Origin of the sequence: Janthinobacterium sp. SUN128 (assembly GCF_030587275.1) — a bacterium.
Lineage (GTDB): Bacteria > Pseudomonadota > Gammaproteobacteria > Burkholderiales > Burkholderiaceae_D > Janthinobacterium > Janthinobacterium lividum.
The window spans coordinates 2,085,555-2,097,577 of the sequence record NZ_JAPWHY010000001.1; the positions used below are offsets into that span (position 1 = coordinate 2,085,555).

The window sequence follows — 12,023 nt, forward strand, 5'->3', positions numbered from 1 at the left end:
CTGAGTGCATCAGAAATGGCCAGGGCCAGGCGCGCCGCGAAGACAGTACGCGAGTACGGCGAGGCGGTGCAACAACGCCATGGACATTTCTGATGTGCTCACATCCCGTACTGAGTCATCCTGGAGAAGCTATACATGCCCGCACCGATCATCCCCCTTGACGCCAACAAGGACGATCACGACGACCTGGTATTCCTCGATGAGCAACCAGCGCCGCCGCTGGCCGTCGCACCGCGCAGCGTCTGGCGGGTGATGATCATCGACGACGATGAAGACGTCCACTCCACCACCACTTTCGCCCTGGGCAACCTGGAAATGCAGCACCGCCCGCTGGAATTCGTGCATGCGTATTCGGCCGGCCAGGCGCGCGAACTGCTCAAGCATGAAGACGACATCGCCGTCATCCTGCTCGACGTGGTGATGGAACAGGATGACGCGGGCCTGCACCTGGTGCGCTACATCCGCGAAACCCTCAAGATGACGGACGTGCGCATCATCCTGCGCACGGGCCAGCCCGGCTACGCGCCGGAAATCGACGCCATCCGCGATTTCGACATCAACGATTACAAGACCAAGTCCGAATTGACGCGCATCAAGCTGTTTACCACGGTGACGGCCGCCATCCGCTCGTACGAGCAGATCCGTTCGATCAGCAGCAGCCGGCGCGGCCTGGACCGTATCGTCCACGCCAGCACGCAGCTGATGGCGCTGCATGGCGTGCAGAATTTCTCGGCCGGCGTGCTGGCGCAGATCGCCGACCTGCTGGGCATCCGCGCCGACGGCGTGCTGTGCGTGCAGGACCTGCAGGACAGCGGCGCCAGGGAGCTGCTCGTCTCGGCCTGCACGGGCAGCTTTTCCAGCTTGCCGCACAGCGCCCTGTGCGGCCTGCAAAATCCCCGCGTGATGGCCGCCATCGAACACACGCTGGCGCAGCGGCGCAATGTGTACGCGCATGACTACGCCACCCTGTACTTCGCGGGCAAGGCCAGCCGCGACGCGGCCGCCTACCTGGTGCTGCCGCGCCCCCTCTCGGCCATCGATGAAAGCCTGCTGGAAGTCTTCTGCAGCAACGTCGCCGTGGGCCTCGACAACGTCGAGCTGGTGTCGCACCTGCACAATGCCGCCTTCTACGATCAATTGTCGAAGCTGCCCAACCGCACGCGCCTGGTGGAGATCCTCGACGCCACCCTGGCCGGCCCCGCGCGCGACGACGCCACCCTGTCGCTGGTCGACCTCGACCATTTTGCCGAGACCAACGACGCGCTGGGACACCAGTTCGGCGACATGCTGCTGGTCGCCGTGGCGGGACGCCTGCAAACCCAGCTGGGGCCACACCTGACGGTGGCGCGCCTGGGCGGCGACATCTTTTGCGTGCTGGGCGACTCTTCGCAAGTCAACCCAAGCAAGATCCTGGCCCTGTTCCAGGCGCCGTTCTGCATCGATGGCCAGGACGTGCAGCTGTCAGCCACCCTGGGCCTGGTACGGCTGGGCGAACATGCGGGCACGGGTGCCGACGCGCTGAAGGATGCCGATATCGCCCTGAAACGGGCGAAAAGCCAGCAACGCGCCGGGCACTTCTATTTCTCGCGCAGCATGGGCATCGAAATCCGCGAACGGGTGCGCATGATGCATGCGCTACGCACGGCCTTCAGCCAGGACCAGCTGTTTGTCGTGTATCAACCGCAGATCGACCTGACCACGCGCCGTCCCGTGGGCGCCGAAGCGCTGCTGCGCTGGCAGACGCCGGACGGCAAGTTCATCTCGCCCGACCGTTTCATCCCGATTGCCGAGTATTCGGGCATCATCATCGACCTCGGCGAATGGGTGCTGCGCACGGCTTGCCGCGAACTGGTGCTGCTGCGCGAGCAGGGCCACCGCAATTTCGTCATGTCCGTCAACGTGTCGCAAGTGCAGTTCCGCCACCCGCTGTTCCTGGAAATGCTGCGCGCGGCGCTGGAAGAGACGCAGGCGCCGCCCGAATTCATCGAGCTGGAAATCACGGAATCGATGGCCATGGAAGAGCCGGACCTGCTGATCAAGATGCTGTGGCAGATCAAGCAGACGGGCGTGAGCATCGCCATCGACGACTTCGGCACGGGCTTCTCGTCCCTGTCCTACCTGCAGCGCCTGCAAGTCGACCGCCTGAAGATCGACCGTGCCTTCGTCACCGAGATCACGGGCTCGGCGCGCGGCAGCAGCATCGCCGAAATGGTTATCCAGCTGGGCCGCAACCTGGGCCTGGCCGTGATCGCCGAAGGCGTGGAAGACGAGCGCCAGGCGCAAATCCTGCAGGCGCTGGGCTGCCCGATGGCGCAAGGCTTTTTGTTCGCCCGCCCGATGACGGCCACGGCGCTGGGCACCTGGCTGAACAACGAAGCGCTGCAGGGCGCCGCATAGGCGCCACCTTGGCTAGCCAATGCAAAACGCCGGCAGTTGCCGGCGTTGTTTTTACTGCATGGGCGAAACTTAGTCGGTGGTTTCAGCCGGCCAGTCGCGGATGTAGGCCTTGAGCATCTGGTTTTCAAAGCTTTGCGCTTCCAGCACGGCGCGCGCCACGTCGTAGAAGGAAATGACGCCCAGCAAGGTCTTGGCATTCATGACGGGCAGGTAGCGCGCGTGTTTTTCCAGCATTATGCGGCGCACTTCGTTGACTTCCGTATCGGGGGTCACGGTGATCGGGTGGTCATCCATGTGCTTGCGCACGGTGCCGCCGCCGATCTGGCCCGCGTTTTCATGCAGCGCGTTCAACACTTCGCGGAAGGTCAGCATGCCGACCAGGTCGCCAAATTCCATGACCACCAGCGAACCGATGTCCTTTTCAGCCATGGTATTGGCCGCGTCAAGCAGGGGCTGGTCAGGCGTGACCGTGTAGAGGATATTGCCCTTGACTTGGAGAATTTCAGATACTTTCATATTGGCCGTCCTGTCCGCGTGATTGGTATTTTAGTTATTCTAGCCCTTACTGCGACTGTAGCCTATGCCTGCGGAAAAATCCAGCCTTGCGCGCAATCAAATCGAGGGGGATTGCGCGCCACTTTGCATCACGTTCTGCGGCGGAACCACCCGGCGATGGACAGGCGCTCGCGCGCCGTCGGCAATACTTCGTGCAGCATCTCGCCCGACATGAACATCGCCATGCGGCCCGCTTGCGGCGCGATATCGATGTGCTCGCCGCCCTGCGGGTGCAGGCGCAGTGCGCCGCCGTGCTCGGGCAGCCAGTCGTCGTTCAGGTACAGCACGACGGACACGGTACGCTTGTCGTCGTCGCGGAAACGGTCCAGATGGGCCCGGTAAAAGGCGCCCGGCGCGTACAGGGCAAAATGGCTTTCGTACTCTTCCAGTCCCAGGAACAGCTCACGGTTGAGCATGCAGCGCAGCGCTTCCATCTGTTCCAGGTAGCGGTCGCACGCTTCCGAGCGGCCCGTTTCCAGCCATTCGATATGGTCGCCGCGGATGTCCGGCTGCAGCAGCGGCGCATGGCCGCTGCCCACGCCGGCGCCCTTCATCTTGCCGCTGAGCATGGATTGCACGCATTCGGCGGCCAGCTGGCGGCTCAGTTCGGGGGAGATGAAATGCTCTTGCATGAGCCAGCCTGCCTGGCACAGGCCGTCGACGATAGATGGTCCGGGAACGGCAAGGGAGCCGTCGAACGATATTGCGGGCATAAAATCTTTCCTGGTGGACATGCGATGAGAGTTCGCCTGAAGCCCAGGATTTCGCTTGCACGCAGCAGCCTCTCCTGCGGCGCGGCGCACGCGCGCAGGTAAAACAGCCCGAATATCGCTGATCCGGTATCCTACCACCGCCGTGCCGCGCCGGTCACTTTTTTTACACTTCAGGTTACACGCGCAGCCCGCCAGCACGGCGCCATGCGCCCTGCACAGGAGCTCTTTTGCTCGGCTGCAAATCAGGTTACGATCTTGCCACTATAAAACTTGGCGGAGACACCATGAGCGGCCCGAAATACCCCGGTTTCGATACTTTATCCCTGCACGCGGGCGCCGCGCCCGACCCGGCCACGGGCGCGCGCGCCACGCCCATCCATTTCACGTCCTCGTTTGCCTTCAAGAGTTCGGAGCATGCGGCTTCGCTGTTCAATATGGAGCGGGCCGGCCACGTGTATTCGCGCATCTCGAATCCCACCAATGCCGTACTGGAAGAGCGCATCGCCGCCCTTGAAGGGGGCGTGGCCGGCATCGCCACGGCCAGCGGCCAGGCCGCCATGCATCTGGGGCTGTCCACCATCGCGGGCGCGGGATCGCACATCGTCGCTTCGCGCGCCCTGTACGGCGGCTCGCACAACCTGCTGGCCTATACCCTGAAACGCTTCGGCATAGCCACCACCTTTGTCGATCCGCGCGACGTGGACGCCTGGCGCGCCGCCATCCGCCCAGATACAAAAGTGCTGTTTGCGGAAACCCTGGGCAATCCCGGCCTCGACGTGCTGGACATCCCGACCATCGCCGCCCTCGCGCACGAACACCAGTTGCCGCTGATGCTCGATTCGACGTTTACCACGCCGTATTTGCTGCGCCCCTTCGAGCATGGCGCCGACCTGGTGTTCCACTCGGCCACCAAGTTTTTATGCGGCCACGGCACGGCCATCGGCGGCCTGCTCGTCGATGGCGGCACCTTCGACTGGCAGGCGGCGTACGACAAGACGGGCCGTTTCGCCGAATTGTGCGAACCGTATGAAGGCTTCCACGGCATGGTCTTTGCCGAGGAATCGACGGTGGCGCCGTTTGCCCTGCGCGCGCGGCGCGAAGGCTTGCGCGATTTCGGCGCCGTCATGAGCCCGCACAACGCCTTCGCCATCCTGCAGGGCATCGAAACCCTGGGCTTGCGCATGGACCGCCACGTGGCCAACACGCGCAAGGTGATTGACTTCCTGCTGGCCAATCCGGCCGTGGAATCCGTGTCCTATCCCGAACTGCCGTCGCATCCCGACTACGAACTGGCGAAAACCCTGCTGCCGAAAGGCGCGGGCGGCGTGTTCACCTTCCGCCTGCGCGGCGACCGCGCGGCGGGCCAGCGCTTTGTCGACAGCCTGAAGATCTTCTCGCACCTGGCCAATGTGGGCGACGCCAAGTCGCTCGTCATCCACCCCGCCTCCACCACGCATTTCCGCGTGCCCGACGATCAGCTGGAACAGGCCGGCATCACGCAGGGCACCATGCGTTTATCGGTAGGTCTGGAAGACGCCGATGATTTGATCGAAGACCTGGCCCGTGGCCTGAAACTGTCGCAGAAAGGCGCCTGAGATGCTGTTCACCATCGACAATACCGTCGCCTACTGCTACACGGGCGGCAAACCATACAACCCGGGCCAGCCGACGGCCGTCTTCATCCACGGCGCACAGAACGACCATTCCGTGTGGGCCCTGCAAACGCGCTATTTTGCCCACCACGGCTGGAACGTGCTGGCCGTCGACTTGCCCGGCCATGGGCGCAGCCTGGGTACGGCAAAGGATAATGTCGCAGACCTGGCGCGCTGGATACTGGCCATGCTGGACGCTGCCGGCGCGGCCAAGGCCATGCTGATCGGGCACAGCATGGGTTCATTGATCGCGCTGGAAGCGGCGCACCTGGCGCCGGAGCGGGTCAGCCACCTGGCCATGCTGGGCTCCACCTACCCGATGAAGGTCTCGCCGGCGCTGCTGGAAACGTCGCTCAAGGATGAACAGGCGGCCATCGACATGGTCAATATCTGGTCGCATTCGTCGATCGCGCAAAAGCCGTCGTTTCCCGGCCCCGGCTTCTATGCCATGGGCGGCGCGCGGCGCTTGAAACAGCGCATCGCCGCCCTCAATCCCGATCACGTGTTTCACACGGATTTTTTTGCCTGCAATGCCTACGCGAACGGCGAAATCGCCGCCGCTTCGGTACACTGCCCGACTTTATTCATTTTCGGCGCGCGAGACATGATGACGCCGCCCAAATCGACCCGGCTGCTGACAGCGGCAATCGCGCATGGCACGGTGGTGCAGGTCGACAGCGGGCACGAATTGATGGCCGAGCAGCCCGACGCCGTGCTCGACGCGCTGTTTGCGTTTGCGCAAAGCACCCCGACATGACGCCATGCCACGCACACTTTTTAGGATCGATGAATGATGTTGTTGAATACCCTGCTCGATGAATTGACTGGCCGAGGCAGCGGCACGGAAGATGAACGCTACGAACGCTATAAATGGCTGGAACAGCTGCGCTTCACCAACCCGCTGGCGGACGAAGGCGGCCCCATGGCCGGCATTCCGTATTACCAATGGTGCCGGCTGCCGCAGGCGCTCGTCGTGGCGGGCCAGCACACGGATCTGCTGGTCGGCACCACGAGCTCCCAGTACCTGGTCTTCGAGGGCCGCCACGCGGCAGCCTTCGCGGCCGAACTGGGCCTGCAATACGACGCCAACAACCGCATCGACCGCCCCGGTGGCCTCGACGAGCTGCTCGACGCCTATGAAGAGCAGGCGGACGGCAGCTGGAACACCCTGCCGGATGAACCGCCAACGCCACCGCTGGCCGGCTGGGACGACGTGTACTTCCGCGTGCGCGACCTGAGCGACGGCAGGACCATCCAGAGCGTGACGACCATCGCCTACGAGAGCAGCCGCTTCCCTGGCTACACCCTGCTGGGCACGACCATGGTGGGCGTCGGCGCCATCATCCACGATGACGAAACGGCGCAGTATATGCAGCAAATCTTCGCCGACTGGGCCATCCAGCGCGATTGCGCCGCCACCTGCCCGGCGTCGCCCACGCCCTGGCCCCACACGCCGCGCCAGGTGCCGCCCTCCCCGTTCGACTTTAGCCGCAACCTGGCTTACCTCGACGCCCTGCTGGCCGCCTATGTCCGCGCGCAGGCGCAGGCGGAAAACGACGGTGGCGACGCGGCCTACTGGGCGTGCGCGGCCGCCAGCACGGCTTACCAGGTCTTCTCGCTGCGCTACACGGCAGGCTTGCCCTTGCCTGACGTGGAAACGGCGCTGGAAGCGGCCGTTGCCGCCTGCGAAACGGCGCGCACGGCCCTGGCCGAGGCCTACGACGACGACGCCTTGCCCGCCTTTGATTTCGAACAATTGACGGATTATGCGCGCACGCTGCAGCTGCTGGGCGCGACCCTGCTGTTCGGCCGCCACGACCTGGCCGCGCGCCTGACCGCTCTGCAGACGGCCTTCGATGGCGAAGATGGCGTGTACGAAGCGCTGTTGTCCGCCATCGATCCGCAGCGTCCCGCCGTCGACGAATGGTATTTCGCCGAGCCCTATTCGGCCCTGTACGAGTGCCTGGACGCGGACGATCCCGCGCAGCAGCGCGAGCACCTGCGGCATTATCTGGCTACCTGGCATGGCGCGCTGGTGCGCGAAGACTGGTTCAACGGTCATTTGCGCGCGCAGGGCCTGGGCGGCTATTACGGCCTGTGGGCCTTCGAGGCCGCCGCCGCGGCCAAGCAGCTGGGACTCGATCGCGGAGCGCTGGCGCACTGGGTCATGCCGCCGGCGCCCTGACCATCCAACATTTTGAACGAAGAGACATGATCAATACCGCAGCCCTGTTCAGCACCGCCTTTTTGCCCGGCCAAGCCGGTTTCGACACCGATGCGATCACGGGCCTGGCCGAATGGCGGCTGGACATACCGATGCTGTTCAAGCTGCTCGTCGGCGCCGGCGCGCAAGCCATCGCCTGGCCCATCTACGGCGATGGCGAAGACTGTCCCTGCGTGCTGGCAGCGCCAATGGTCCAGGCGCAAGCCAGCTGGCAAGCCTTGTCCTCCCTGATGGACAGGCCGCGCGACGCGGCCGCCCTCGTCGCGCGCAGCGCCATCAGCACCCTGCTGGCGGGCGGCCAGCCGTGGCTGATCCTCGATTGCGTGCAGCTGATCCCGCACGATATCGGCACGCCGGAGTACGCGGCCGCGCTCGAGGGCCTGCGCGCCGAGGCGCAAGCCCTGCACCTTGCCCTGCAGCGTGGCGAGCGGGCAGCGCTGGCGCCCCTGCTGGCCGCCGGCACCGCATCGTCCGCCACCGGCTACTGGTCGGCCACGGCCATCGCTCAGCTGGCCGATGTCGAGGAACTCGCCGCGGACGAACTGCCTTTCCTGCAAGGCCTGGAAGTGGTGGGATGGGAGGAAGACGTGCTGTGCCATGAAGTGAACGCCGCCGGCGAACCGGACGTCACCGGCCTGGTCACGCCGTATGGCCGCTGGATCGTACCGCTGTCGCAGCGCTATGTCGACCTGGGCGTTTACTACGCGGACGATGGCTGGATCACCTTTGCCACGGCGGATGCCCCCGATGCGCACGGCGTGCTGGACCTCAACGGTACGGTGGTGCTGCCGCCCGCCCCGGGCGCCCTGTACGTGATTACCCCCCATCTGTTGCAGCAGATCGATGCGGACGGCGCCAGCCGCCTGCTGCGCCTGCCGGATGGCGCGCTGCTCATCGACAGGGTGGACAACATGTGCTTGCGCGAAGACGGCTTGATCGACATCGAACGCCAGACAGACCAGACAGACGATGACGAGAAGCACAATGTCTGCGGCGTGCTCGACAAGACAGGCAAGGTCGTGGTGCCGCCGGCCTACAGCTCCGTGCAGGATTTCGGCACGAAGAAAAAAATCGCCGTCGTCAGCCAGCGCATCGCCGGGCGCTTCCTGTTTGGCCTGGTCAATAGCCAGGGCGAGCTGCTGGCGCCCTGCCAGTACGAAGCCATCGACTGCGCCACCACCTCATCGCCGCCCAAGCTGCGCAAGAACCTGATCTTCGCCATCGATGCGCAGGGGCTGGCCTGCATGCTGACACTGGATGGAAAACAGGTTTTCACGCCCCTGTATCCACCGGCCCACCATTTGCGCGGCGTGGCCGTGCAAAGCGATTTTTTATATGTGGTCAAGGATGGCATGGCCTGGAGCATGGATTTCACGGGCCAGCTGCTGGAACAGTTCGACACCGTGGACAACTTCAAGGCGGCCGTCACGGCCCAGCTGAGCGCGGCCCTGGGCCTGAGCAAGAAAAAGCCCGTCAGGCGCCGCAGCTTTACGCCGCCGCAGATCCTGGCGCAGGCCGACCGCGAGCAGTTGCGCGCCATGGCCGCCCTGCTCTTGCTGGGCGATGCGGAACTGGCCGCACGCTGCGTGGACATCACTTTGGACGAGCTGGCGGAGGACGACCCCGAAGAAGAATACGAAGGCGACACGCCCGAAGCGGCGTGTTTCTTCCTGCTCTGGTCCACGGCCTCTCACACGCAGGGCCACGGCACCACCCTGGACTGGAAAGCCGTCGACGAAGTGCCGCGCATCGGCCAGCATATCGAACTGCCCGCGCTACGGGACTTCCGCTGGACGGAGCGCGAAGATGACGACGCGATGGCCGAAGGCCTGGCCGCCATCGCCGCCCACCTGGCGCCGCACCAGCTGCGCCTGGTGAACGTGCAAGGCGGCGAGGACACGTATTACCTGGGCGTGGTGCGGGAGCAGGATGCGGCCGCGTTCAGCAAGGTGGCGCTGCAGGCGGCCTTGCGGCCCGTGGTGTACTAAGACCGCTCAGTTAAGACCGCTCAGTTGCATTTGACGGCGCCGAAATGCTGCGCCAAAGTCAGGCCTAGCCCCTGCTCCACGGCGTTTTCCACCTGCGCCGCCAGGGCGGCCGCTTCTTCCGCCGCCTTGATATCGCGTTCATTGGTGGAACCGGCCGGATAGCCGGAGTTCACGCGCATGCCGCCAAAGACGAACAGCCGGTAGACGTCGGCCAGGCTGATGCGGTTGACGTTGCCCAGCAAGACCCAGTGGTCGGAACTGTCGGCCACGCGCTTGCCCCACTGTACCCGCACGGCGCCCTCCACGTTGACTCTTCCCACCCAGCCCTGCTGCACCATCTTGTCGAGCAGGGTTTCCATTTCCTCGAAGCCCAGGCGCGTGCTGCGGCGGATCTCGGCCGCGCCCACCAGGGCCGAATCGGCGCAGTGGCAAGCCTGGTGCAGCACTTTCAAGATGGCGACAGCATCGACGAATTCGCTGCCCGGCACCGCTTCGTACCACCAGCGTTCATATTTCACGACGGGCAAGGCAGCCACCAGCAAGGCACCCACGAGGGTGATCATCCAGCTCAGGTAAATCCACACGAGGAACAGCGGCAAGGCGGCCAGTGCGCCGTAGATGCGCGAATAGGTGGGGAATTCCTGGATGAATTCGCCGAATCCCCGCTTGGCCACCTCGAACGCCAGCGCCGCCAGCAGGCCGCCCCAGGCCGCGTCGCGCCAGTCCACGTCGCGGTTCGGCACGGCGATGTAGAGCAGGGTAAACGCCAGCATGGTCAGGCCGATCGACACCAGGGTATAGAACACGGTGCCGAGGAACGGCACGGCGCCCACCACGCCGCTGGTGGCGATGAAGACGCGCGAGGTCACCGTCAGCGACACGCCCACCAGCAAAGGCCCCAGGGTGACGATGGCCCAGTAGACCAGCAAGCGCTTGGTCCAGCGGCGCTCCTGGCGCACGCGCCAGATGCGGTTGAAGACGCGCTCGATCAAGCCCATCATGCCCACCGACGTGACGATCAGGGCACCGGCGCCGATGGCTGACAGGCGCGTGGCCTTCGAGGCGAACGTCGTCAGGTAGCCGAGGATGGTGTTCGATATGCCCTTGGGCATCACGCTTTGCACGAAATAATCTTCCAGCGCGTGGCGGAAGGTATTGAACAGGGGGAAAGTGGTGAAGATCGCCAGGGCCAGGGTGAGCAGCGGCACCAGCGCGAACACGGTGGCAAACGTCAGGCTGCCGGCCACTTGCGGCAGGCTTTCCTCGCGCACGCGGCGGCGCGCGAACTGCAGCAGGTCGCGCGTTTCGGACCACGTCAGGCCGCGCACGACGGCGAGCCCCATGCTCAAGGTGCGCCACAGGTATTGGAAGATGGGGAATATATATTTTGAAAACATGTGCTAAATCAGAACGGCGCCATGACAGCAGTCGTATCAGGCTGTAAAGCGCCCTATAATACCAATGATGAAGCCAACCAATCTGATTATTCTCGTATTGTTTTATTCACGCCATGGCGCCACGCGCCAGCTGGCCGAGTTGATAGCCCAGGGAGTGGAAAGCGTGCCTGGCTGCGATGCGCGCCTGCGCACCGTGCCCGCCGTCTCCACGGTGGCCGAAGCGACGGCGCCGGAAGTGCCGCTGGACGGCGCGCCCTACGTGGAACTGGAAGACTTGCAGGAATGCGCGGGCCTGGCCCTGGGGTCGCCCACGCGCTTCGGCAACATGGCCGCCGCCATGAAGTATTTCTGGGATGGCACGGCCAGCGACTGGCTGGCCGGCAGCCTGTCCGGCAAGCCCGCCTGCGTGTTCACGTCCACGGGCAGCCTGCACGGCGGCCAGGAATCGACCCTGCTGTCGATGATGATCCCCCTCTTCCACCATGGCATGCTGGTCATGGGCTTGCCCTACACGCATCCTGAACTGATGACGACGTCCACCGGCGGCTCGCCCTACGGCGCCACGCACTGGTCGGGCATAGACGGCGACAAGGCATTGAGCGAAGATGAAAAACGCCTGGCCATCGCCCTGGGCCGGCGCCTGGCGGAAAATGCCGCGAAACTGGCAGGCGCATGATGCACGGCGTACTGCACAAGTATTTCCACTGGGGCGCCATCGCCAGCCTCGTCACCCTGATTGTCTGGTGCGTGCTGTGGGAAACCGTGATCGCGCCGCTGCAGCCGGGCGGCTCCTGGGTCGTCCTGAAGGCGGCGCCCCTGCTCATTCCCCTGTACGGCGTGATCAAGCGCGACGTCTACACCCTGCAATGGTCGTCGATGGTGATCCTGCTGTACTTCACGGAAGGCGTGGTGCGCGGCTACAGCGACACGAACGCCACCTCGGCCCTGATGGCCTGGGGCGAGGCGGCCATCGTCTGCATCTATTTTGTCTGCGCCGTGCTGTATCTGCGCCCGTATAAAAAGGCGGCCAAGCGCATGGCCAGGGAACTGCTGGAAAAAGTGAATAAAGTGAGCATCAAGAAATGAGCGACAAGCCT

Annotated in this window: 10 protein-coding genes; 7 read left to right on the forward strand and 3 right to left on the reverse strand. The window is 64.4% G+C overall.

All coding sequences use genetic code 11. From position 1 onward, the window contains the following. Window positions 1–135: 135 nt before the first annotated feature. Window positions 136–2,397 carry a bifunctional diguanylate cyclase/phosphodiesterase gene (locus O3297_RS09525; RefSeq protein WP_305048515.1) on the forward strand — a complete coding sequence of 754 codons (2,262 nt, stop codon included), beginning with the start codon at window positions 136–138 and terminating at the stop codon, window positions 2,395–2,397. A gap of 69 nt (window positions 2,398–2,466) precedes the next feature. Here the strand turns inward: O3297_RS09525 and O3297_RS09530 are convergent, their stop codons facing one another. After that, a complete protein-coding gene (locus O3297_RS09530) occupies window positions 2,467–2,913 on the reverse strand; it encodes a CBS domain-containing protein (protein WP_010398828.1) in 447 nt (148 codons plus the stop codon). A gap of 128 nt (window positions 2,914–3,041) precedes the next feature. Continuing rightward, window positions 3,042–3,665: a 2OG-Fe(II) oxygenase gene (locus tag O3297_RS09535; RefSeq protein ID WP_305048516.1), complete on the reverse strand. Its 624-nt coding sequence runs from the start codon at window positions 3,663–3,665 to the stop codon at window positions 3,042–3,044. A gap of 284 nt (window positions 3,666–3,949) precedes the next feature. Between O3297_RS09535 and O3297_RS09540 the strand changes: the two genes are divergently transcribed. Genes O3297_RS09540 through O3297_RS09555 form a run of 4 tightly spaced genes read left to right on the forward strand, consistent with a single transcriptional unit; the run spans window position 3,950 to window position 9,529 of the window. Further along, window positions 3,950–5,260 carry an O-acetylhomoserine aminocarboxypropyltransferase gene (locus O3297_RS09540; protein ID WP_305048517.1) on the forward strand — a complete coding sequence of 437 codons (1,311 nt, stop codon included), beginning with the start codon at window positions 3,950–3,952 and terminating at the stop codon, window positions 5,258–5,260. Window position 5,261: 1 nt separating this feature from the next. Next, window positions 5,262–6,074 carry an alpha/beta fold hydrolase gene (locus O3297_RS09545; protein WP_305048518.1) on the forward strand — a complete coding sequence of 271 codons (813 nt, stop codon included), beginning with the start codon at window positions 5,262–5,264 and terminating at the stop codon, window positions 6,072–6,074. Window positions 6,075–6,107: 33 nt separating this feature from the next. Then, window positions 6,108–7,502: a PoNe immunity protein domain-containing protein gene (locus O3297_RS09550; RefSeq protein WP_305048519.1), complete on the forward strand. Its 1,395-nt coding sequence runs from the start codon at window positions 6,108–6,110 to the stop codon at window positions 7,500–7,502. 26 nt (window positions 7,503–7,528) lie between these two features. Next, entirely contained in the window at window positions 7,529–9,529 is a 2,001-nt protein-coding gene (locus O3297_RS09555) for a WG repeat-containing protein (RefSeq protein WP_305048520.1), read from the forward strand. A 20-nt stretch (window positions 9,530–9,549) separates the two neighbouring features. On the opposite strand, the gene O3297_RS09560 is transcribed toward O3297_RS09555, so the two are convergent. Next, on the reverse strand, window positions 9,550–10,926 hold the full coding sequence (locus O3297_RS09560; RefSeq protein ID WP_257219172.1) for a YihY family inner membrane protein: 1,377 nt from the start codon (window positions 10,924–10,926) through the stop codon (window positions 9,550–9,552). A 67-nt stretch (window positions 10,927–10,993) separates the two neighbouring features. Between O3297_RS09560 and wrbA the strand changes: the two genes are divergently transcribed. Next, window positions 10,994–11,602, forward strand: coding sequence for an NAD(P)H:quinone oxidoreductase (gene wrbA, locus O3297_RS09565; RefSeq protein ID WP_070280806.1), 609 nt, complete (start codon window positions 10,994–10,996; stop codon window positions 11,600–11,602). Further along, a complete protein-coding gene (locus O3297_RS09570; RefSeq protein ID WP_034784474.1) occupies window positions 11,602–12,012 on the forward strand; it encodes a DUF2069 domain-containing protein in 411 nt (136 codons plus the stop codon). The genes wrbA and O3297_RS09570 overlap by 1 nt, the downstream gene beginning before the upstream one ends. The last annotated feature ends 11 nt before the right edge of the window (window positions 12,013–12,023 follow it).